The sequence below is a fragment of the Nonomuraea sp. 3N208 genome, from assembly GCF_052245935.1.
Classification (GTDB): Bacteria; Actinomycetota; Actinomycetes; order Streptosporangiales; family Streptosporangiaceae; genus Nonomuraea.
On the sequence record NZ_JBQQBR010000013.1, the window covers coordinates 217,162 to 239,070 of the forward strand.

Genomic DNA, 21,909 nt, shown 5'->3' on the forward strand with positions numbered 1-21,909 from the left:
CGCTGGTCATATCATGGGCGGATGAGCCCCACGTTTGACGAGATCCGACGGGCTCCCAAGGTGTTGTTGCACGATCACCTCGACGGCGGGCTGCGCGCCGAGACGATCGTCGAGCTCGCCCGGGAGACTGGTTACGATCGGCTGCCTACCAACGATCCCGACAATCTCTGCCAGTGGTTCGAGGAGGCGTCGGATTCCGGATCGCTCGAACGTTACCTGGAGACGTTCGACCACACCGTCGGCGTCATGCAGACGCGCGAGTCGCTCGTCCGCGTGGCGGCCGAGTGCGCCGAGGATCTGGCCGCGGACGGCGTGGTCTACGCGGAGGTGCGTTTCGCGCCCGAGCAGCACACCACCACAGGGCTGACCCTGGACCAGGTCGTCGAGGCGGTGCTCGAGGGCTTCAAGCAGGGCTCGCAGGGCCGCGGCGTCCGCGTCGGCACGCTGCTCACGGCCATGCGGCACCAGGCGCGCTCCATGGAGATCGCCGAGCTCGCCGTACGCTACCGCGACGTGGGCGTGGTGGGGTTCGACATCGCGGGGGCGGAGGCGGGATACCCGCCCACCAGGCATCTCGACGCGTTCGAATACCTGCAGCGGGAAAACTCCCACTTCACCATCCACGCGGGCGAGGCGTTCGGGCTGCCGTCGATCTGGCAGGCCATCCAGTGGTGCGGCGCCGACCGGCTGGGGCACGGCGTGCGGATCATCGACGACATCACCGTGGCCGGCGACGGCACGGCCAAGCTGGGCCGGCTGGCCGCCTACGTCCGTGACAAGCGCATTCCGCTGGAGATGTGCCCCACGTCCAACCTGCAGACCGGGGCCGCCGCGTCGATCGCCGACCACCCCATCGGGCTGCTGCGGCGCCTCTACTTCCGGGTGACGGTCAACACCGACAACCGGCTGATGAGCCGGACGAGCCTGTCGCTGGAGTTCGCCAAGCTGGTCGAGGCGTTCGGCTACGGCTGGGACGACCTGCAGTGGTTCACGGTCAACGCGATGAAGTCGGCGTTCATCCCGTTCGACGAGCGGCTGGCGCTGATCAACGGTGTGATCAAACCCGGGTTCGCGCAGCTGAAATGGCAGCCGTGAAACAGACCTACCGCTCCAGGTCCGCGTTCGTGTTGGCGTGGGTCTGGCTGGCGTTCGTCGCGTTCAACGTCTGGGACCTGATCAGCAAGTACAACGGCAAGCCGTCGCTGGTGGCGCTGGCCGTGCTCGGCGCGCTGACCGCGCTGGTCTATCTCGTCGCGCTGCGGCCCGCGACCGTGTTCACGGAGGCGGCGCTGGTGGGGCGCAATCCGCTGCGGACGACGCAGGTGCCGTGGGCGGCCATCGACGACGTCAGCGTGTCGCATGCCATCAGCGTGCACCACGGCGATGACCAGGTGCTGCGACTGTGGACGCCGATGGCCAGCGCACGGGAACGGGCCAAGGCGCAGCGCCGCGGCATGTCCGGGCAGCAGCGGGGACGCTTCCGCACCGAGCCGACGCTGAGCAAGGGCGAGCAGGCGGCGGCGGAGGCGTTCGCGGGCAAGACGCACGCCGACTGGGTGGGCGAGCAGATCCGCGAGCGTGCCGAGTCGGCCCGGCAGCGCCACGAGGAGGCGGCGCCCGTCCGGGCCACGTGGGCCTACGACGCCATCGCGGTGCTGGTGGGCGCGGCCATACTCGTGGTCGTGGCGATCGTCCTCCCTTAGCTGGCTGGTTCGCGCGATCGCCGTCCCCGGCGTCGAGGTCGCGTCGTCATCCTCTGGCGTCGACGAAACGGCGCATGCCGGCCTGGGCGATCCCGGTTTCCTCGACCTGCTTGGCGGCCTCCGTCTCGACCGCGAAGGCCCGCTCCACCTCGGTCAGCGGCGGGCGCAGCAGCGACAGGTGCACGTCGGTGGCGGTGCCGTGCCGTGACCAGTGGCGTACGCGGGCGATCGCCGACTCCACCAGCGCTTCGGTGGCGACGATCTCGTCAAGCAGGCCCGCGGCCAGGGCCTGCTCGGCGCTCAGGCGGGCCGAGTCGAGCACCAGCCGCAGCGCCCTGGCGCCGGTCAGGCGGGGCAGCAGGTAGCTGGAGGCGTTCGAGATCGACAGGCCGATGTGATTCTCGGGGAAGAAGTACTCGGCCGCAGGAGCGCCGATGCGGCTGTCGAAGCACAGCGTCCACTCGGCGGCCCCGCCCACGGCTATGCCGTTGACCGCGGCCACCACCGGGACGCGGGTCTCCAGCACGGCCCTGGTCATGTCGTGGAAGAGCTCCACCTCCTCCAGGAGGGATTTGCCCGCGGCCTCCCGGAGGTCCTCCCCGGCGGAGAACGCCCGGCCCGTGCCGGTGACCACGATGCCTTTGACGCTCTTGCCGTCCCCGTGCCCGCGCACGGCCGCCGCCAGGTCCCTGCGCATCTGCGCGGTGAGGGCATTGAGCTTCTCGGGGCGGGCCAGCGTGATCAGAGCGACCTCGTCGTGTTCCGTTATCTCGATCATGCTCTCTCCTTCTCCACGGGGATGGCGGGTGCGGCGCGTTGGTCGCGTTCTGGCTGCAGCAGGTGGCGTTTCTCGATGCGGGCCGATGGCGTCAGTGAGAAACCTTCGACGAACTCCACGTACGCCGGGATCTTGAAGCGGGCCAGGCGTAGCCTTGCGTGCTCGATCACGCGCATGGCCGTCTCCACGCCGGCCGGGTGACCGGGGCGGAGCTGGATGAACGCCTTTGGCAGTTCGCCCCACAGGTCGTCGGGGATGGGCACCAGGGCCGCCTGCAGCACCGCGGGGTGCTGGGTGAGCACGCTCTCGACCTCGGCGCACGAGATGTTCTCGCCGCCCCTGCGGACCATGTCCTTGATCCGCCCGGCGTGGTGGATGTAGCCGTGGGTGTCGCGGAAGCCCAGGTCGCCGGTGTGGTACCAGCCGTCTCTGAACGCCTTGGCGGTCGCTTCAGGATGGTTCCAGTAGCCGTTCATCATGGGGACGCCTCTGACGAGGATCTCGCCGGTCTCCTCGTCGAGCACGACCTCCTTGCCAGACGGCGCGAGGCCCATCGCACCGGTGCCCACCGTCTCCTCGGCGTCGATGGGCACCACCAGGTCGGGGCCGCTCTCGGTGGAGCCGTACAACTCGCGCCACGGCGCGCCCCAGCGCTCCTCGAACTCCTGGTGCAGGTCAGGGCGGATGCCCGAGCAGAGCACGAGCCGCATCCGGTTCTCGCGGTCAAGGGGGTGGGGCGGCTGCTTGTGCAGCAGGAGCGGCATCGTGCCGAGCACGTACGTGAGCGTCGCGCCGTGCTCCCTGGCCGAGGGCCAGAAGCCGGACGCGGAGAAGCGGGGGAGCACCACCAGCGGGATGCCGCCGATGAGGCAGAGGACGGTGGCCCACTGGGGATCCATGTACGAGTACGCCTGGGCGATCAGCATGACGTCGTCGTCGCGGAGCTGCGCCTGGCCGGCAACGATCTGGGCGGTTCTGAGCCAGTAGTCGTGGGTGAGCATGCAGGCCTTGGGGAAGCCGGTCGTCCCCGACGTGTACTGAAAATTCGCGACATCGTGGGGAGTGATGGGAACGGGGCGGGTGGGTGGTGACCCGGACAGGGAGTCGAGGGCGTAGACCGTGCCCGGGATGTGCGGGGCGTGCTCGGCGGTGGTCAGCGTGGCGACGGCGCCCGAGTCACGCAGGACGTGCTCCAGGTCGGCGGCCCGGTAGCGGACGTTGACCGGCACCGTGATCGCGCCTGCCTTGAGTATCGCCAGCCAGCTGAGCGGCCAGCCGGGCACGTTGTCCATCATGACCGCGACCCGATCGCCGGGCCGTACGCCCTTGTCGATCAGGGCGCCGGCCAGCCGATCCGACTGGGCGTCGGCATCTTCGAAGGTCAGCGAGGTGTCGGGGAAACGGAGGAACTCGCGGCGGCCGTACTGTCTAGCGGCGTGCCTCAACAGGTCGGGGATCGTTTCTGGCATCCGGCGGCTCCCAAGGGAAGTCGGGCAGCAGGGAGAGGTCGAGGGCCGCGACGACCTGGACGGGAGCGCGTACGGCGGCCAGGCCGATCGCCACGAACTCCGCGCACACCTGCTCCAGCGTGGAGTCCCCGTCGGGGCGGTACCACTCGCTGGTGCCGGTGCACATGGACATGAGGGCGAGGCGGGTCAGCTTCTGGTCGGCGATGCGGAAGGCGCCTGCTGAGACGCCGTCGGCGATGGCGTGCTTCCAGTGGTCCTCGTAGGCGTCGCGGAGTGCGATGATCTCGTCGAGGGCGGCGGAGCCGGGGGTCAGGGAACGGAGTTCGGCGTCCATGACCCGGGTCGTCATGGGGGCGCTTGCGTGGCTCGCGGTGAGCGAGCTGATCAGCAGGCCGAGGCGGTCGGTGGGGCTCTGGACGTCGCGCAGCATGCGCTCGGCGGCGTCGATCAGTCCTCGTTGGGCGACCCGCATGAGGTCGGCCAGCAGGGCTTCCTTGCTCGACACGTGGTGATAGATGCCGGCATTGGTCATGTTGACCTCTTTGGCCAGATCGCGAATGCTCGTCGCCGCGTAGCCCCGTTGGGCGAACAGCAGCACCGCCGCCGTCCTGATCCGCCGGCTCGCGTCCGCGTCCCGGTCCTTGAGATCCATGATCCTCCTACCGAACGTTCGGTAGCATCCAATTTAGCCTCTCTCCCCTTGAATCGCCATAGGTTGACCCTGACACCGTGTCAGCCCCTAGACCTGGAGAGGCCATGTTCAGCATTGGAGACTTCGCCAGGTTGGGGCTCGTGTCTGTCCGCATGTTGCGCCACTACGACGCCATCGGCCTGCTGCGGCCCGCCCACGTGGACCCGGTCACCGGCTACCGGTCGTACCAGGCCGCGCAGTTGTCCAGGCTCAACCGCATCGTCGCGATCAAGGACCTCGGTTTCACGCTGGAGCAGGTCGGGGCGATCCTCGACGAGAAGGTGAGCACGGAGGAGCTGCACGGCATGGTACGGATGCGCCGTGCCCAGCTGGAGGCGCAGATCAGCGCCGATCTGGCCAGGTTGCGCAGTGTCGAGGCGAGGCTCCACACGATCGAGACGGAGGGACACATGCGTACTACCGAGGTCCTCTTGAAAAGAGTGCCCCCGGTGTGGGTGGCTGAGCTCAGCGCCAGGGCGGCCAGTTACGAGGGCGAGGACATCGGGCCGGTGATCAAGCCGCTGTTCGGGGAGATCTGCCGGCGGGTGGAGGCGGCCGACGTGTCCGTCGTCGCTCCCGGCCTGGCCTATTACGTGCCGGAGGAGGACGGCTCCGTCATGGTGCACACCTGCCTGCCGGTCTCCGTGCCGCCAGGCTCCTATGACTTCGAGGTCGTCGAACTGCCTGCCATCGAGCTGGCGGCCACGATCATCCATCAGGGGTCGATGGAGGCGGTGGGGCCGACGTTCCAGACGTTGGCCCACTGGATCGAGGAGAACGGCTACCGTTCTCTCGGATTCGCCAGGGAGATCTCCCTGCACTGCCCGGAGAACGAGGACGAATGGGTGACGGAGCTGCAGATCGAGGTGACCCCGGCATAGTGGACGCGGCGGATTTCGAGCGGCACCGGATCGAGTTGACCGGCTACTGCTACCGCATGCTGGGCTCCGGCTTCGAGGCCGAGGACGCGGTGCAGGAGACGTTCGTGCGGGCGTGGCGCACGTACGATCCGGTCAGGGGCCCGCTGCGGCCGTGGCTGTTCCACCTGGCCATGAACATCTGCCTGGACATGCTCCGCGGCCCGCAGCGCCGCGCCCGCGCCATGGACCTGGTCCCTGACGCGATCCCCGGCGCCGACTTGGGGGCACCGCTCCCTCCGGACCGCTGGATCCAGCCCATCCCGGACAGCCGCGCTCTCGACCCGGCGGACCTGTCGGTGTCGCGGGAGACGATCCGGCTGGCGTTCGTGGCGGCGCTGCAGCACCTGCCGCCCCGCCAGCGCGGCGTGCTCATCCTCCGCGACGTGCTGAAATGGTCCGCCGCCGAGACGGCGCAGTTGCTGGGCACCACGGTCACGTCTGTCAACAGCGCCCTGCAGCGCGCCCGCGCCAAACTCCCGCCGGTCGGACCGGCCGACGAGGACGTAGACGAGGGGCTGCTGTCCCGCTATGTGTCGGCGTTCGAGCGTTACGACGTGCAGGCGCTCGTTTCGCTGCTCCACGAGGACGCGACCTCGTCCATGCCGCCGTTCACGTGGTGGCTGCGCGGGCGCGAGCACATCCGCACCGTTCTGCTCGCCGCCGAAGCCGACGCCCCGTGCGCCGGCTCCCGTCTCCTACCGACCAGGGCCAACGGCTCCCCGGCCTTCGGCCAATACCTGAACGGCGAGCCATTCGCCCTGGTCGTTCTCGACGTCGCCGACGGGCTGATCACTGGCGAGACCACGTATCTGGACCCTGGCCTGTTCCCGTATTTCGGCCTGCCGATGAGTTTCGAGTTCGTACTCGGTCGATGAGTTTCGAGCCCGGACTTCGTACTGAGAGGTGAAGGAGGAAACAGAGAAACATGCCAGAGATCATCGAACTTCCTGAGCGCCCGTACGTCGGGGTGCGCAAGACCATCACCATGACCAGTTTCAACCTGGTCGGAGACCGCATCGGCGAGATCATCGGCTGGCTGATCGAGCGCGGCGCGTATCCAGCCGGGGCGCCGTTCTTCAAATACGACAGCATCAACATGGACGCCGACCGGCTGGTGGTGGTGGCGGGGGTGCCGGTGGCCACACCGGTCGAGGGGGAGGGCGACATCTTCGCCGCCACCCTTCCCGCGGGCCGCTACGCCACCGTCTCCCACCACGGCCACCCTGACCAGCTCATCGACGTCACCGGCAAACTGCTGAAATGGGCCGCCGGACAGGGACTGACCTGGGACAAGACGGCCGACGACGACGGGACGGAGCACTGGAGCTCCCGCCTGGAGCTCTACAACACCAATCCCGCCGAAGAGCCCGACATGAACAAGTGGCACACCGACCTGCAGTTCCGCCTCGCTGACTGACCTCGGGGCGTGCCGGGGACCGCACCGGTTCCCGGCACGCCCGCCACGCCGCACCCGCTGGTAGTCACGCACCAAGGTCCTGGCCGCCCATGCCGCCAACCGCGCTAGCGGCGCGCTAGCACTGGGCTAGCGGGCCGAATGAGCATTTAGTCATGCCGCACGTTCTGGTGGCCAGTCAAGTCCTGCTCACCACGGTCTTCGTTGTCTCCGCGTACTCGAAGCTGCGGAGCCGTACCGCACTACAGTCTTTCGCCGTCACCCTGCGATTGCTGCCCGGCCCGGCCCGGTTCCCGGCTGCCATGGCAACGGTGGCCATGGAAGTTGTTGCTGCGGCCACCTTGATCGTGCTTCCACGCACGGGGCTGGCCGCCAGCGGGATGCTGTTGATCGCGTTCTCCATGTGGATCGCCGTTTCCCTTCGCTGGGGGCAGCGCGAGCCATGCCGGTGCTTCGGCGTGTCCGCGACCCCGCTCGGCCCGGTGCATCTGATCCGCAACGGGCTTCTGCTACTCGTTGTCGTGCTGGGTTGGGTGACGCTGATGTTCCCCGGCGGTCCGGTCACCGTGGCCGGTCTCGCCCTGGCAGTGCCGGTCGGGCTGGTCGGCGCCATCCTCTTGATCGTCTTCGACGATATCGCCGATCTGTTCATGGAAGTCTCGGGGAGTTCGTGATGCCGTACCTGATCGCCGCCGTCGTCATGGTCGGCATGCTGTGCATGCTGAATCTCTTGCTGACGGTGGGAGTGATCCGCCGACTGCGGAAGCAGGCCGCGTCAGCGGCATTCTTGCCCGTGGCGGAAGGGCTCGCCATCGGGGAGAAGATGCCGGAGTTCGCCGCCACCACCACCGATGGCGAGCCGATCTCCGATGAGCTGCTCGATGGGCCCGCCCTCATCGGTTTCTTCTCTCCGTCCTGCCAGCCCTGCAGGGAACTGATGCCGCGCTTTATCGACCATGCCCGCCAAACCTCGGCCGCGGTGCTCGCCGTCGTTGTCGCCGGCAGCGACGAGGAGGCCGCCGCCGACGTCGAACGCCTCGCTGAGGTGGCACGTGTAGTGGTCGAGGCACCTCAGGCCGCCATCCAGAGCGCCTTCAAGGTCGCCGGCTATCCGACCCTCTTCGTGATCGGTGCGGACGGGAGGGTCACCGACAACGATCCCACGTTGCCCACCACGGTCAGCGCATGATCGGAACGGCAAAGGTGGCCGCGGGGGTCGCCCTTCGCGCGGCCCCGGGATTGATGGCGGTCTACGTCCTGGTGATGCTGGCTGAGGCGATCGCGCCGATCGCGGTGGCGTGGCTGACCAAACTGGTGGTCGACTCCCTGGCGGGACAGGGATCGGCGGCCGAGCTGAGCACCCTCGCGGTGGGTCTGGCCGCCGCCGGCATCCTGATGACGGTACTGCCCCAGCTCGTGCACTACCTCAACAGCGAGATGGGCAGGTTGTTCACCGCTCGGACCACCGCACAACTGTTCTCCGCGACGCTGCGGTTCGCCGGGTTACGACGGTTCGAGGACCCCAACTTCCACGACCGGCTGCGGTTGGCAAAGAACAGCCTGTCGACGGGGCAGGAAGTCGTCACCGGATCCCTTGGGGTGGTGAGCGCGGTGATCACGTTGACCGGGATGGTCGGCTCCCTTCTGGTGATCAGTCCGGTTCTCACCGGGATCGTCCTGGCAACCGGGGTTCCTGCGCTGGTGGCGCAGTTGCGGCTGTCGCATCGTCGCGCCTCGATGATGTGGGACATCGGCCCGGCCGAACGACGCCAGATGTTTTACGGCGATCTGCTCACCACGGTTGCGGCGGCAAAGGAGATTCGTCTGTTCAACAGCGGCCGTTTCCTGCAAGGCCGCATGATGACCGAGTTGCGCACGTCCAACGCCGCACGCCGCCGGATGGACATCAAGGAACTGTCCGTCGAGAGCCTGCTGACGCTGCTGGGCGCGGTGGTCGCGGGCGGTGGGCTGATCTGGGCCGTCATCTCCGCCGGCTCCGGTGCGTTGAGCGTCGGCGACGTGACCCTGCTGATCGCCGCCATCGGCGCGGTCCAGGCCGCCCTCAGCGGTCTGATCGTCGGTATCGCCGCTCTCCACCAGGATCTGCTCATGTTCGGCCATTACGTGGCTGTGACCTCGGCCGAGCCCGACCTTCCCATTCCCGCCGAGCCTGCGCCACTGCCCCGGCTGAAGCACGGCATCCAGCTGACCAACGTGTGGTTCCGCTACAGCGAGGATCACCCGTGGATCTTGCGTGGCCTGAACCTGTTCATCCCGGCTGCCTCGTCAGTCGCCGTCGTCGGTCTGAACGGTGCCGGCAAGTCCACGCTCGTCAAGCTCCTGTGCCGGTTCTACGACCCGCAGCACGGGAGCATCACGTGGGATGGCGTCGACATCCGTGACGTGCACCCCGATGATCTGCGGCACCGCATCACCGGGGTGTTCCAGGACCATATGGCCTACGACATGTCCGCAGCCGACAACGTCTCCATCGGCTTCGTCCCCGCCCGTGAGGACGAAACCCGAATCCGTGGGGCTGCTCACGAGGCTGGGATCGACGACAAGCTCTCCTCCCTTCCTCGCGGGTACGACACCCTGCTCACGCGGACGTTCTTCAGTGAAGAGGACAAGGACGACCCCGACACGGGTGTCGTGCTCAGCGGCGGCCAGTGGCAGCGCACGGCCTTGGCCCGCGCCATGTTCCGCGGCCACCGCGACCTCGTGATCCTCGACGAGCCCTCCGCCGGGCTGGACCCGGAGGCCGAGGCCGACGTGCACGCTCGGACCCGACGCCGGCGCCACGGCGCGACCAGCCTGCTCATTTCTCACCGGCTCAACACCGTGCGCGACGCCGACCTCATCATCGTTCTGGAGCACGGCGCCATCCGGGAAGCCGGAACGCACGACGCCCTCATGTCCGCCCGCGGCCCCTACGCACGGCTCTTCAACCTCCAGGCGAGCGGGTACCGCGAGCCGGAGGAGGCGGTGGCCCTGTGAGGTGGGTGCTCCTCGTCGTGAGTTGCGCGATCGCGGCTTTGGCCTTGCTGATCGTACGGCTGCGCGCGAGGTATTCCGTGATCCGTGTCGACGGCAACAGCATGGCCCCCACACTGATCGACGGCGACCGGCTTCTGGCCCGGCGAGTGGCCCCGGCGGCCCTGCGAAGCGGCCATATCGCCGTGGTGCTCAGCCCGCTGCCGATGGGTGGCCCGTTCCTCATCAAGCGCATCGCCGCGCTACCCGGTGATCCCATCCCCGAACCGGTGCGGCCACTCGTCCCCGATGCCCGTGTACCCGACGGACAACTCATTCTGATCGGCGACAACACCGACGCGAGCTTCGACTCTCGCGACCACGGTTACTTCCCCATCGCCGATATCCAAGCCATCACCCTTCGAAAACTAACCGCTGCCAGAGACCCCAGCAGAACGGAGAGCGAGCCAGTAGGAGAATTTTGCGACGGAAATCCAATCGGTAACAAAGAAAGGGAACAAACGAAGTGATGCGGTTCATCGAAAATATCGGCGATCGTCTTCTCGCGCTGGTCGTTCCAGAACACCGCGCTGCGGCGGACGAGTGCTACAACCAGACTCGCTGCGGCCCGTACGCCTGTACCTCGAACATGGATCATATGGTCAGGAAGCAGGTCAGAACTGTCTGCCGGGTGTCCGGTACGCAGCCGTGGCGGAATACAAATTATTGCTGCTACATCTGATTGCCGGCTGGGCTCTTGGAGCACCTGGAGACGTGCGCGCAGGTATGTCTGCAGGGCGCCTGGCCCTAAGCCTGGATCCACGGCATGAACATGGGAGCCAGGGTCCGATAGGCAAGCGAGGAGCCCTTTGAGCTGGGAGGATGGGAGTTCTTGACGCTTCCATCCGCCCGCTCCAAGGGGCACTTCGCCCTAATCAGAAATGATCACAATAAGTCAAGCCGTGGATTCGGACTGAGACCGCAACGAAGAAATGGATTTAGCGCGTGAAGATCATAACCAGGCTCGCGGACCGCGCCGTGGCATGGGTCCTTCCCGAGGACTCTGCCGATGCCGTCGTCAAGTGCTACAACAAGCCCATCGGGGGCTATTGGTGGGGGCGGTGTTATTACAACCCCGGCTGCAGTAGCAGGTCAGAGCAGACGAAGTACGCGTGCAACTGGGGGCCAGGAAGCACCTATGGCGTGCGGAGTATTCTCGGCCGCCGGTGTTGCTAGCCGCGTAGCGACCATCCAGGGGTCGGGCAAGTGCCGCAGCGCGGGAAATGCCCGACCCCTGCGCCGGCCAGACCTGAGACGGCAGCTGCCGGAACGGCCAACCAGCCTGGGCAACGGCCGCACGTGCATCTTCTCAAACAGCTGATCAGCTCTGACGCCGGCCGCCCGAGAGGATCAGGCTGCCAGGGTGCCCGTGAAGGATGTCCTGGTAAAGCCGCTGCATTTCGGCGTTCGGCTGAATGCCGAGTTCCTGATCGAGGACCCGGTAAAGCCTCCGATACGCGTCGAGGGCTTCCATGCGACGGCCTCCGGCGTTCAGGGCCCGCATCAGCGTGGCCCACAAGGTCTCCCTGAACGGCTGGGCGGCGATGAATTGCTCCAGTTCGGGGACGAGGTGGATGTTGAGGCCGAGCCGCAGCTCCGCATCAAGGCGCATCTCATAGGCGTTCAGGCGAATCTCTTCCATTCGGCGGCGTTCCTGGCGGACGACTTCGACATCCACATCGGCCAGCAACGGCCCGCGCCACATCCCGAGCGCTTCTCGCAGGCACTCGGCTGCTAGGCCGGGGTCTCCCGTGTTCAAGGCTTCGGCGCCGGCGGTGGTCAGTTTCTCGAATATCCCAAGGTCAACGACGCCGTCCGGCACGGCCAACAGGTATCCGGAACCTTGGGTTCGGAGCTCGACGCCTCGTGCGGCGAGCGGGGCGATCGCCCGCCGTAGGCGATAGACATATGTCTGCAGGCTCGTCTTCGCCGTGGCCGGTGGACCGGCTGCCCACAATTCCGACGTGAGAAGGTCGAAGGTGACCACCCGGTTCGATCTCAGCAGAAGCATGGCCAAGATGGCCCGCTGCTTGGCAGCCTGAACAGGGATCTCTCTCGCGGGGTCCACCACCCGCAACGGCCCCAGCAACGAGAACATCCATTCGCCTCCAAGCGTTTCGAGCACGTAAGGGACGGCGCAGCCGTACCTGGCCGACGCGTAGGTGGCCAGGAACGCGCGATACATGTACACCTGGCCGCCGGTGCCGCAAGACGGGCGCGGACTACGCTACGTTGAGCCGGTTTACTGCTGGTATGTCGCCGGTATGTCGGGTCTTCGAAGGCAAGCGGTTGTGCCATGAGGCGCTGTGTTTGGAGTGGAGGCGAAAGACCTCGGGACGGAGCTGCGCCTCTCCTCCCGCCTACCTGCCGCGGCAGTTAGGTCTCATTGTTGAGACCAAGGGCTATCGCCAGGCGGCGAGCAGTTCCTCAGGGGTCAGGTGCCTGACGCCCTCCACGTCGCATCCGCTACGCGAAACCGCGTAGAGCGGTGTGGAGTCGTCAGCCCCCGGCATCTTCCAACGGTGAACGACGAGCTCGTTCAGATCGTGACGGTCGAATGGCCGGTTCTCGAGCCACTTCACAGAACCCAGCATGGTGATCCGCTTGCCGATCGGCTCGCGATCGGCACCCACGAGGTCGATTTCGGGGTCGTTGGTCCTCGTCCAGAAACCGCCGATCGCTGCGGTCCCCTCGGGCAGGCCCTCCATTCGCCGCAGAGATTCGTGGATGAGGGGCTCGATGGCCGTGCCTCTCCATGACGTCCAGGATCTCCGGATCCGCTCCAGTGCCTTGTCCCCCAGGCCGCGGTCGATGTCGATTCTGCGAGCCTCGATGAAAGGGATCCAGAACCGCAGATGAGTGTCGATCACGCGGTATCGCGACTCGCGGGATGGCCGGGTCGAGAGGGGCCGGTCCATGGCGATCATGCGCTTCTCCAGGAGGAGTTGGAGAGCGCGGTTCATCGACGCGCGGGAGATGCCCGGGGTGGCGGCGGCGATGTTGGCGTGCGTGCGCTGACCGGACCCGATGGCGCCGAGGACCTGGCGGGCGAACGCGTCCGGCGGAAACTCTGCCGCCATGGCTCGTTCCCCGCTGACGATCAGGGCCGAGATCGGGTCTTCGAGCGCTTGCTCCAGGTAATCCCAGAGCGATCTGCCCTTGGCCATTCCTCGCAGATCATTGGCAGGCCACCGGTAACCAGATGCGCGTCGAACGCCTCAGCCGCGGGCAGATCGAGTGCCTGCCCCACGTCATAGGGAGTGAGCGGATTGATTACGAAGTCGACGGCGCGCTGATAGAAGGGGCGGCTGTAGGTGTTGATCGCCTCCATCATCGACAAGTCGGAGCCTATGAGCAGCAGCAAGACGGGCCGCCTGGAGAACTCCTTGTCGAAGAGCTTCTGCAGTACACCCTCGAGGGAGGGGTCGGCCTTGATCAGGTACGGAAGCTCGTCGATGACCACGATGCTGGGGGAGTCTTCGGGAAGGGCACGCGCCAGGAGAGAGAGTGCCTCATGCCATGACGTGGGCCTCCCGAAGTCTCAAGGATGAGACTATCGAGGTTCATTAGTATCAGCAGGCGGTCCTCGCGGTCCTCGAATTCCAGATGGTCTCAAGCGTGAGACTAAGAGCTCTCAAGATTCAGGCGAACCGTCAGATCGTGTTTCAAAGATTCCAGGGACTCCTCGGCTTGGGCTCTGGCCTGTTGCATTTCGCCAGTCACCGGAACCACGACCTCCAGGTAGCACTTCAGCTTGGGCTCCGTGCCCGAAGGGCGGACCACCACGCGGGAGTTCCCAGACAGCCGGTAGCGCAGGCCGTCGGTGGGTGGGAGACCGCCTTCTCCCTTGTTCAGGTCGTCGATGTGCTCCACCGCGCACCCGCCGAGGATCGTCGGAGGGTTCGCACGCAGGCGGGACATGGCGTCCGCGATCAGGGACAGGTCGGCCACGCGGAACGACAGTTGGGACGTGGCGTGCAGGCCGTAGCGGCGGGCCTGGTCGTCCAGGAGGTCCAGCAGGGTGCGGCCGGCGCGTTTGGCTGCGGCGGCGATGGCCGCCACCGTCAGGGCGGCGCCGATTCCGTCCTTGTCCCTGACCGGGAGGCCGGCGTCCGAGCCGACGCTGTAGCCGATGGCCTCCTCGTAGCCGAAGACCAGGCCAGGGCCGGCCTTGATGATCCATTTGAAGCCGGTCAGGGTCTCGCCGTAGCGGACGCCATGCCGTTGAGCGATCTTGCTGAGGAGGGTGGAGGAGACGATGGTGGTGGCCACCATGCGGTCGCCGGTGGTGTGTTTGATCACGTGCTCGGCCAGCAGGCCGCCGACCTCGTCGCCGGTCAGCATGCGGCACGTGCCGTCGGGCAGGGGCACGCCCACTGCGCAGCGGTCGGCGTCCGGGTCGTTGGCGAGGACCAGGTCGGCGCCCTGCTTGGCGGCCAGGGCGATGGCCAGGTCCATCGCCCCCGGCTCCTCCGGGTTGGGGAAGGACACCGTGGGGAAGTCCGGGTCGGGGTCGCGCTGCTCCTCGACCGCCATGGGGCTTTCGAAGTCGGCGGCCAGGAAGGCGCCGGTCAACGTGGCCGCGCCGACCCCGTGAAGGGGCGTGTACGCGACTTTGAGGTCGCGGGCGTCGCCCAGCGGCAGGGACGTGACGGCCTCGATGTAGTCGTCGATGACGCCCTCGCCGAGCTCCGTCAGCGTGCCGGGGCCGTGCAGCGGCAACTCGTCCACCCGGCCGGCGGCGTCGATGGCGGCCGAGATCTCGCTGTCGATGGGCGGCACGATCTGGGAGCCGTCGCCCCAGTAGACCTTGTAGCCGTTGTCGCGGGGCGGGTTGTGGCTGGCGGTGACGGTAACCCCGGCGTCCGCCCTCAGGTGGCGGACCGCGAAGGCGAGGATCGGGGTGGGCAGGGGGCACGGCAGGAGCGAGGCGTGCAGGCCGGCGCCGGTCAGGACGGCCGCGGTGTCGCGGGCGAAGACGTCGGACTTGTGCCTGGCGTCGTACCCGATGACCACGTGCTTGCCGGGGCCGAGGACCTTGGCCAGGCCGGCGGCGGCGCGCATGACGGTGACGCGGTTCATCCGGTTGGGGCCGGCTCCGAGTTCGCCGCGCAGGCCGGCCGTGCCGAACTCGAGCTTGGCGCCGAAACGGTCCTGGAGGGCGGCCATGTCCTCGCGTTCCAGCAACGCGGCCAGCTCGGCGCGGGTGTCGGGGTCGGGGTCCTGAGCCAGCCAGGAGCGGGCCTCGTCGATGAGACTCACAGGCGCTCCACCACCTTGGCGAGCAGCACGCCCATGCGGGCTGCCGTCGCGCGGCCGACCTCCAGGACCTCCTCGTGGTTGAGCGGCTCGCCGGACAGGCCAGCGCCGGGGTTGGTGACCAGGGAGACGCCGAGCACCTCCAGGTTCGCCTCGCGGGCGGCGATGGCCTCCAGAACGGTGGACATGCCGACCATGTCCCCACCCAGCGTGCGGAGCATGCGGATCTCGGCGGGGGTCTCGTACGTCGGCCCGCGGAAGGCCACGTACACGCCCTCGGCGAGGGTCGGGTCGATCTCCCTGACCAGGGCGCGCAGGCGGCGGGAGTAGACCTCGGTGAGGTCGATGAACGTGGTCCCGGTGATCGGGTTGGCGCCGGTCAGGTTGATGTGGTCGCTGATCAGGACCGGGTCGCCGACGCTCTGCGTCTCGGGGCGCAGCCCGCCGGCCGCGTTGGTGAGGACGATCGTGCGTACGCCGGCCGCGGCCGCCGTACGCACACCGTGCACGACCGCGTCCACCCCGAGCCCTTCATACAGGTGTGTACGCCCGAGGAACACCAGCGCCTGCCGCCCGCTGGAGGTGCGGACGACTCGGATCTTGCCGCCGTGCCCGGCCACGGCGGGGGCCTGGAAGCCGGGCAGATCGGTGAACGGGATCTCGCTCACCGTCTCGCCGATCGCGTCGGCGGCCGGCACCCACCCCGACCCCATGACGAGCGCCACGTCGAAGGTGTCGAGGCCGGCGGAGCGGTGCAGCGCGGCGGCGGCCTCACTGGCCAGGGTGTATGCGTCGTTGGTCACAGCTCAGTAGTTTAGGAGGAGCCGGTCCAGCACCCGCACGCCGAACTGCAGCGCCTCCACCGGCACCCGCTCGTCCACGCCGTGGAACATCGAGGCGAAGTCCATGTCCGCAGGCAGCCGCAGCGGCACGAACCCGAACCCGCGCACCCCCAGTTCGGCGAAGAACGTCTTGTTGTCGGTGCCGCCGGACATGCAGTACGGGATCGCCCGCGCCGTGGGGTCCTCGGCCTTCAGTGCCGCGATCATCGACTCGACCAGCGCACCGTCGAACGTCGTCTCCAGCGCGATATCGTGGTGCACGAACTCCCGCCGGACACGCGGCCCGATCAGCGAGTCGACGGTCTTGAAGAACTCCTCCTCGAAGCCCGGCAGGAACCGCCCGTCCACCACGGCCGTGGCCTGGCCGGGGATCACATTGGACTTGTAGCCGGCGCCGAGCTGCGTCGGGTTGGTCGTGTGGCGCAGGGTCGCGCCCACGAACCGCACCAGCGGCCCGATCTTGTCGAGGATCGGCTGGGGGTCCGACTCGTCGAAGGGGATGCCGAACGCGTCGGCGACCTCGGTGAGGAACTGACGCACGGTCGGCGTGTACGTCAGCGGCCACTCGTGCTCGCCGATCCTGGCCACCGCCCTGGCGATCTCGGTGACGGCGTTGTCGGAATTGAGCATCGAACCGTGCCCGGCGGTGCCGTCGGCGATGAGCTTCATCCAGGCCAGGCCCTTCTGGGCCGTCTCGATCAGGTAGAGCCGCAGCGACGGGTCCACTTCCAGCGAGTAGCCGCCGACCTCGCTGATCGACTCGGTGACGCCCTCGAACAGCTCGGGGTGGTGCGCGGTGAGGTATTTGGCGCCGTACACACCGCCGGCCTCCTCGTCGGCCACCCACGCGAACACGATGTCGCGGCGCGGCCGGCGGCCCTCGCGCTTCATCTGGCGCAGCACGGCCAGCATCATCGCGTCCATGTCCTTCATGTCCACGGCGCCGCGGCCCCAGATGTAGCCGTCGCGGGTCTCGCCGCCGAACGGGTCCACCGTCCAGTCGGCGGCGTTGGCCGGCACCACGTCCAGGTGCCCGTGGACGAGCAGGGCGGGCAGGGACGGGTCGGTGCCCTCGACGCGGGTGATCACGTTGCCGCGTCCTGGCTCGCTCTCGACGTACGTCGCCTCGATCCCGACCTCGGCCAGCCTGGCCAGGACGACCTCCGCCGCGGCCCGCTCGCCGGGGCCGCTGCCGTCTCCGTAGTTGCTGCTGTCGACGCGGATCAGTTCCACGCAGAGGTCGGCGACTTCCTTCTCGGCAGGTGTCATGGCGTTTTCTCCAGTGTGAGCAGTCCGGACTTGTGCAGGTGCCCGCGCTTGTAAGCGCGGGTGATGAGAGTGAGGTCGCTGTCGGTGACCTCGTCGAGGGACCCGACGACGCCGGTCATGAAACGGTAGAGGTCCGCCTCGTGGGCGGCCACCACCTGAACGATCAGGGAATGGGTGCCCGAGGTGGCCGCGCAGTAACGCACGTTCGGGTGCCCGGCCAGCCGCTGTCCGACCTGATCCAGCCCGTACGGGCGGACCTTCAGCCACAACATGGCCTCCACCTCCAGGCCGAGCAGCGCGGGCTCCACCTCCGCGCGCGGAAGCAGCAGCCGCCGCTCGATCAGCGAGGTCACCCGGCGGCGCGCGGTCGGCAGGGAGATGCGGAGGCGCTCGGCGACCGCGGTGAAGGCGATCCTGCCGTCGGCGGCCAGAAGCTCGGCGATCTCCAGCTCCAGAGGTGACAGGCCCTCCTCGTCGGGCAGGCCCTCAGGGGGCGGCGCCGGGCGCAGCTCGGCGACCTCCTGCTCGGTGAGGTATGGAGCGTGCCACTCGGCGACGGTCCTGAACGTGTGGAGCACGACTTGAGTCTGCGTCTGCGACACCCCGTCGATCGCGCTGATCTCCGCGGACAGGATGTGGTGCAGCGCCTCGCGCGACGGCGATACCAGCTCGCAGCCGAGGTCGGCGACGCCGGTCAGGGCGTAGACCGAGCGCGTGTCGGGCCGGTCGGCCAGCGCCTTGGCCACCTGGGCCGTGGCGCCGGGGCGCACCTGGACGTCCAGGTGGACGGGGCGGCCGTGCCCGGTACGCAGGTCGTCGTAGATCGCCGTGACCCGCACCACCCCGTCCGTGATCAGCCGCTGCAGGCGGCGGGCCACGGTGCGTTCGTGCTCGCCCACGGCCCTGCCGATCTCGCCCCACGAGGCACGCGGGCTGACTTGGAGCGCGGCGACGAGGCGCCGGTCGAGAACGTCCACCTGCAACCATTTCTGTGTCGGGAATGTAAATCCGCACTCGCAAATTTGACTGTTTCGGTCGTCCAATAGCAGAGTAAGGCATACCGCATATGTCAGCAAAGGAGCCCCGGTGGCGACCTCCCCCGTAACCGAATCCCCCCTCGGCATCCCCAAGAGCCGTTCCCGCCAGCTCATGGCGGCCAGCATCGGCAACGTCGTCGAGTGGTACGACTGGTACGCCTACACGTTCCTGGCCCCCTACTTCTCTGTGCAGATCTTCTCCGAGATCTCCGACAACAGCCTGGTGCCACTGCTGGGCTCATTCGCGGTCTTCGCGGTCGGCTTCTTCATGCGTCCGCTGGGCGGTCTGCTGGTCGGCGCGTTCGCCGACCGGTACGGTCGCAAGTCCGCCATGACGTTCACGATCGTGCTGATGGGCGTGGGGTCGCTGCTCGTCGGGCTGACCCCCACCTACGCGGCTGTGGGCATCCTGGCGCCGATCATCCTCACCCTCGCCAGGCTGATCCAGGGGCTGTCGGTGGGCGGCGAGTTCGCCGCCGCCACCACATTCCTGGTGGAGTCGGCCCCGCAGGGACGCCGCGGCCTGTTCTCGAGCTTCCAGTACGTCAGCACCACCGTCGGCCAGTTGCTCGCCTCCGGGCTGGCGGCACTGCTGGCCACCGTCCTGATCAAGGCCGACATGGAATCCTACGGCTGGCGCATCCCGTTCATCGTGGGCGCGGTGCTCAGCCTCGTGGGCCTGTGGATCCGCAAGAGCGCCGACGAGACCTCGGCCGTGGCGGAGGAGATCCAGCGGGGCAGGGCCGAGCGGCCGAAGATGTTCGAGTTCCTCAAGCACTACCCGAAGTCCGCGCTGATGATCGTGGGTATCACGATCGCCGGCACCGTCGCGTACTACACCTGGACCACGTTCCTGCCCACGTACGCGCAGATCACCGTGAACTTCGACAAGGCGGACTCGCTGCAGATCGGCACGATCTCGCTGGTCTTCTTCATGATCCTGCAGCCGCTGCTGGGCATGCTGTCGGACCGGGTGGGGCGCAAGCCGATGCTGATCACCTTCGGTCTGGGGTTCCTGATCCTGCCCGTGCCGCTGCTCGGCCTGCTCACCGACGCCTACGGCAGCCTGCTGATCGTGCAGCTCATCGGCATGGTCTTCCTCGGCTGCTTCACGTCGATCTCCGCCGCGGTGAACGCCGAGATGTTCCCCACGCGGGTCCGGGCGGCCGGGATCGGGTTCCCGTACTCGGCGACTGTGGCGATCTTCGGCGGCACTGCCCCGCTGATCGGCACCGCGTTCCGGGAGGCCGGGAACCCCGGGTTGTTCCCGTGGTACATGTCGGCGCTCGCGCTGATCTCCACCGTGGTCTACATCTTCGTGCTGCGCGAGACCAAGGACCAGCCGCTCCGCTAGCCGAACGAGGTGCAGGGGCGCTCCCGCAGCTCCTTGACGTAGTCGTCGGGGGCGCCCGCCCGCTCGGCCGCCTCGGCCAGGCTGCCCAGGTAGCGGGCCGAGGGCAGGCCACCCTCGTAGCCGTCCAGCACGTAGAACCAGGCCACGACCTCGCCGTCGAGGGTCTGCACCCGCAGCCGCACCTTGTGGTAAGCACCGCGGACCGCGCCCTCCCACTGGTCCAGCGAGGTCTCCTCCCAGTCCGGCACGTCGTAGAGTACGACGAACACGTGCTCGTCCGGATCCTCGACGATGGTGGCGAGCGCGCCGTCCCAGGCCGGGTCGTAGCCCCCGAACGTCAGCCGCCAGCCGGTCAGCCAGCCGACACCCCAGATGGGGGAGTGCGGGGCGCGCATGGCCATCTGCTCAGGGTCCATGTTCGAGCCGTACGCGGCATAGAGCCTGGGCTCCCCCGAATCTGAAGACCACGCCACGATCCACCCCTCTCGCTGGGTGCTGCTCGTCGTCCAGCTACCGCGACATCCTGCCATGCCGAAGAGCCGAGCCGATCCATCATGACGTTCATGTGCAGCAGAAGGATCCGTCATCCCTCGTCGCTGAGCTGGATGAGGACGCGAGACCGGTCGAATGTCGGGCGGCGATCGGGGCCATCGTTGAAACGCCTGATGCGGATCGTGCGAAACGCCTGACTGATCATTCGTCGCCTGTTGGCCCGCCTGGCGGGATCGTGGTCGTCCATACCGATGTTCCAGTTCCCTATGACAGCAGCCTCGGTGATCTTGATGAGGTCATTGGCCGAAGTGCGCTGCTCGATCTCTGTGCGTAGTCTTGTGATCTCATTGACCAGGACGGTGAGCAGATGGTGCATGTCAGGGGCGAGCCGTTCCAGCTCCTGAACGTATGTTTGCTGCACGATCTCCAGCCTGCGACGCAGGTGCTGGATCTCTTGATCTAGATCCATAGGACGTGCGTGATGCCCTCGTCGGGCGGCTCTGATCCACCATTCAAGTGCGGCCTCCTGGACGAGCTCTTCAAGGCCTGCTGCGCTTATTGACTGGCCACACCCTTTCGCGCCGACATTGTTGGGGTTGTAGCAGCATCGGTAGCGGGGGGCGCGATCTGTAGGACTGTGGCCGCTCATGCGGGAGTCGCAGGAGTCGCAGGTCACCAGCTTCAGGCTGGTCAGTAGATACTTGTCGTCCGTCGCGGGGCGTCCACGGCGAGCCGAGCCTAGAGTGCTCTGCAGTTCCAGCCACGTTGGAATATCCAAGATCGTTCTTTCGCCGGGCATGCGTCCGACGAGAACACCCTCGGAGAAACGAGTGTGCCCTGTGAGCGCGGGACGGCGCAGCTGCTGCTTGAGCGCTTGAATGGTGAAGTTCACGCCGCCCTTGTGCACGATTCGAGTGCCATCGTTGGTGCGGATCTCCGGAGTGGTGATTCCGCGCTCCGCCCAGTCGCGGGCCACCGCTCCGATCCGCTCGCCGGCCAGGATACGGGTAGCCGCTTCTCTGATCAGGGCGGCTTCCGCCGCGTGGAGCGTTCCCGTGGTGATATCGACGAAGCCGAAACGGCGGCGAGGTCCCCCTGTGGTCTCTCCCGCCTTCGCTTTCCTTCTCATGCGACGCGCCACGCGTCTGCGTAGCTTGATGACTTCGCGTTCTCCGTCCATGACGCGGGTCATGAATGCCGCGGCACCTTCCTGAGCTGAGAGATCGAACACCTCATTCGTGCTGGCGGATATAACGCGGAACCCGGTAAGCCGGTGTTGGCCGACGATGTCGCACATCGAGGCGCCGACCACCCCGTCTCTCGTTGCCCGATCGATGTCCCAGACGCAGACCCCGCCCCAGAGTCCAGCACGAACCGCATCCATGAGCCGATTCCATTGCGGACGTTCTGGCGCTCCCGGGGATGCCTTCCTGCCGGGGTCGGAGTACCGCGCGCCCCGCTTGAGATTCAGCTCGTTCAGGCAGTCCGCGTTGTCCTTGTGCTGCTCCTCGCAGCTGACGGATCGACCGTTTCTGCTCACACTGACGCGGTCGTAGGTGGCGACAGGAAGATCGGACACACCTGGCATGCGGAGACCTCGCCTTGGCCGAGAACTGTGCCCTAAATCATTCGCCCCTGTCCTGTCGAT

Annotated in this window: 22 protein-coding genes; 10 read left to right on the forward strand and 12 right to left on the reverse strand. The window is 67.3% G+C overall.

Annotated elements, in window-relative coordinates; translation table 11 throughout:
- Window positions 1–21: 21 nt before the first annotated feature.
- Both ACTWPT_RS21640 and ACTWPT_RS21645 read left to right on the forward strand, forming a co-directional pair.
- Window positions 22–1,095 (forward strand): adenosine deaminase, encoded by a 1,074-nt coding sequence (locus ACTWPT_RS21640; protein WP_443179230.1) that lies wholly within the window; start codon window positions 22–24, stop codon window positions 1,093–1,095.
- Window positions 1,092–1,703: a hypothetical protein gene (locus ACTWPT_RS21645; RefSeq protein WP_443179231.1), complete on the forward strand. Its 612-nt coding sequence runs from the start codon at window positions 1,092–1,094 to the stop codon at window positions 1,701–1,703. The genes ACTWPT_RS21640 and ACTWPT_RS21645 overlap by 4 nt, the downstream gene beginning before the upstream one ends.
- Window positions 1,704–1,749: 46 nt before the next feature.
- Here ACTWPT_RS21645 and ACTWPT_RS21650 read toward each other — a convergent pair whose 3' ends face one another.
- From ACTWPT_RS21650 to ACTWPT_RS21660, 3 genes are read right to left on the reverse strand one after another with little or no spacing between them, the layout of a single operon-like run.
- A complete protein-coding gene (locus tag ACTWPT_RS21650) occupies window positions 1,750–2,481 on the reverse strand; it encodes an enoyl-CoA hydratase/isomerase family protein (RefSeq protein WP_443179232.1) in 732 nt (243 codons plus the stop codon).
- Window positions 2,478–3,950: an AMP-binding protein gene (locus ACTWPT_RS21655; RefSeq protein ID WP_443179233.1), complete on the reverse strand. Its 1,473-nt coding sequence runs from the start codon at window positions 3,948–3,950 to the stop codon at window positions 2,478–2,480. Before ACTWPT_RS21655 ends, ACTWPT_RS21650 begins: the two co-directional genes overlap by 4 nt.
- Complete coding sequence (locus tag ACTWPT_RS21660) at window positions 3,910–4,602, reverse strand: TetR/AcrR family transcriptional regulator (RefSeq protein WP_443179234.1); 693 nt, start codon at window positions 4,600–4,602, stop codon at window positions 3,910–3,912. Before ACTWPT_RS21660 ends, ACTWPT_RS21655 begins: the two co-directional genes overlap by 41 nt.
- Window positions 4,603–4,706: 104 nt before the next feature.
- Here ACTWPT_RS21660 and ACTWPT_RS21665 point away from each other — a divergent pair, with 104 nt between their 5' ends.
- The 7 genes from ACTWPT_RS21665 to ACTWPT_RS21695 all read left to right on the forward strand — a co-directional run bounded on the left by ACTWPT_RS21665 (window position 4,707) and on the right by ACTWPT_RS21695 (window position 10,478).
- Window positions 4,707–5,522, forward strand: coding sequence for a MerR family transcriptional regulator (locus ACTWPT_RS21665; protein WP_443179235.1), 816 nt, complete (start codon window positions 4,707–4,709; stop codon window positions 5,520–5,522).
- A complete protein-coding gene (locus tag ACTWPT_RS21670) occupies window positions 5,522–6,436 on the forward strand; it encodes a sigma-70 family RNA polymerase sigma factor (protein ID WP_443179236.1) in 915 nt (304 codons plus the stop codon). The genes ACTWPT_RS21665 and ACTWPT_RS21670 overlap by 1 nt, the downstream gene beginning before the upstream one ends.
- 50 nt (window positions 6,437–6,486) lie before the next feature.
- Window positions 6,487–6,978, forward strand: a complete 492-nt coding sequence (locus tag ACTWPT_RS21675; protein ID WP_443179237.1) for a GyrI-like domain-containing protein — start codon at window positions 6,487–6,489, stop codon at window positions 6,976–6,978.
- Window positions 6,979–7,130: 152 nt separating this feature from the next.
- Window positions 7,131–7,649 carry a MauE/DoxX family redox-associated membrane protein gene (locus tag ACTWPT_RS21680; RefSeq protein WP_443179238.1) on the forward strand — a complete coding sequence of 173 codons (519 nt, stop codon included), beginning with the start codon at window positions 7,131–7,133 and terminating at the stop codon, window positions 7,647–7,649.
- Window positions 7,649–8,164 carry a TlpA family protein disulfide reductase gene (locus ACTWPT_RS21685; RefSeq protein ID WP_443179239.1) on the forward strand — a complete coding sequence of 172 codons (516 nt, stop codon included), beginning with the start codon at window positions 7,649–7,651 and terminating at the stop codon, window positions 8,162–8,164. Before ACTWPT_RS21680 ends, ACTWPT_RS21685 begins: the two co-directional genes overlap by 1 nt.
- Window positions 8,161–9,972 carry an ABC transporter ATP-binding protein gene (locus ACTWPT_RS21690; RefSeq protein ID WP_443179240.1) on the forward strand — a complete coding sequence of 604 codons (1,812 nt, stop codon included), beginning with the start codon at window positions 8,161–8,163 and terminating at the stop codon, window positions 9,970–9,972. Before ACTWPT_RS21685 ends, ACTWPT_RS21690 begins: the two co-directional genes overlap by 4 nt.
- A gap of 5 nt (window positions 9,973–9,977) precedes the next feature.
- A complete protein-coding gene (locus tag ACTWPT_RS21695; protein WP_443179241.1) occupies window positions 9,978–10,478 on the forward strand; it encodes a S26 family signal peptidase in 501 nt (166 codons plus the stop codon).
- An 851-nt stretch (window positions 10,479–11,329) separates the two neighbouring features.
- On the opposite strand, the gene ACTWPT_RS21700 is transcribed toward ACTWPT_RS21695, so the two are convergent.
- The 7 genes from ACTWPT_RS21700 to ACTWPT_RS21730 all read right to left on the reverse strand — a co-directional run bounded on the left by ACTWPT_RS21700 (window position 11,330) and on the right by ACTWPT_RS21730 (window position 18,355).
- On the reverse strand, window positions 11,330–12,193 hold the full coding sequence (locus ACTWPT_RS21700; RefSeq protein ID WP_443179242.1) for an AfsR/SARP family transcriptional regulator: 864 nt from the start codon (window positions 12,191–12,193) through the stop codon (window positions 11,330–11,332).
- A gap of 217 nt (window positions 12,194–12,410) precedes the next feature.
- Window positions 12,411–13,088: a DUF234 domain-containing protein gene (locus ACTWPT_RS21705; RefSeq protein WP_443179243.1), complete on the reverse strand. Its 678-nt coding sequence runs from the start codon at window positions 13,086–13,088 to the stop codon at window positions 12,411–12,413.
- A 20-nt stretch (window positions 13,089–13,108) separates the two neighbouring features.
- Complete coding sequence (locus tag ACTWPT_RS21710; RefSeq protein ID WP_443179244.1) at window positions 13,109–13,471, reverse strand: hypothetical protein; 363 nt, start codon at window positions 13,469–13,471, stop codon at window positions 13,109–13,111.
- A 161-nt stretch (window positions 13,472–13,632) separates the two neighbouring features.
- Complete coding sequence (locus ACTWPT_RS21715; protein WP_443179245.1) at window positions 13,633–15,270, reverse strand: phospho-sugar mutase; 1,638 nt, start codon at window positions 15,268–15,270, stop codon at window positions 13,633–13,635.
- On the reverse strand, window positions 15,267–16,070 hold the full coding sequence (locus tag ACTWPT_RS21720; protein WP_443179246.1) for a purine-nucleoside phosphorylase: 804 nt from the start codon (window positions 16,068–16,070) through the stop codon (window positions 15,267–15,269). Before ACTWPT_RS21720 ends, ACTWPT_RS21715 begins: the two co-directional genes overlap by 4 nt.
- 3 nt (window positions 16,071–16,073) lie before the next feature.
- Window positions 16,074–17,378, reverse strand: coding sequence for a M20/M25/M40 family metallo-hydrolase (locus ACTWPT_RS21725; RefSeq protein ID WP_443179247.1), 1,305 nt, complete (start codon window positions 17,376–17,378; stop codon window positions 16,074–16,076).
- Window positions 17,375–18,355, reverse strand: coding sequence for an Lrp/AsnC family transcriptional regulator (locus ACTWPT_RS21730; protein WP_443179248.1), 981 nt, complete (start codon window positions 18,353–18,355; stop codon window positions 17,375–17,377). Before ACTWPT_RS21730 ends, ACTWPT_RS21725 begins: the two co-directional genes overlap by 4 nt.
- Before the next feature lie 109 nt (window positions 18,356–18,464).
- On the opposite strand from ACTWPT_RS21730, the gene ACTWPT_RS21735 reads away from it, so the two are divergent.
- Window positions 18,465–19,769 carry an MFS transporter gene (locus ACTWPT_RS21735; RefSeq protein ID WP_443179249.1) on the forward strand — a complete coding sequence of 435 codons (1,305 nt, stop codon included), beginning with the start codon at window positions 18,465–18,467 and terminating at the stop codon, window positions 19,767–19,769.
- Here the strand turns inward: ACTWPT_RS21735 and ACTWPT_RS21740 are convergent.
- Together ACTWPT_RS21740 and ACTWPT_RS21745 are read right to left on the reverse strand one after the other, a co-directional pair.
- Window positions 19,766–20,242, reverse strand: coding sequence for a gamma-glutamylcyclotransferase (locus tag ACTWPT_RS21740; RefSeq protein ID WP_443179250.1), 477 nt, complete (start codon window positions 20,240–20,242; stop codon window positions 19,766–19,768). The genes ACTWPT_RS21735 and ACTWPT_RS21740 overlap by 4 nt on opposite strands.
- A gap of 110 nt (window positions 20,243–20,352) precedes the next feature.
- Window positions 20,353–21,840, reverse strand: a complete 1,488-nt coding sequence (locus ACTWPT_RS21745; protein ID WP_443179251.1) for a recombinase family protein — start codon at window positions 21,838–21,840, stop codon at window positions 20,353–20,355.
- Between the last annotated feature and the right edge of the window lie 69 nt (window positions 21,841–21,909).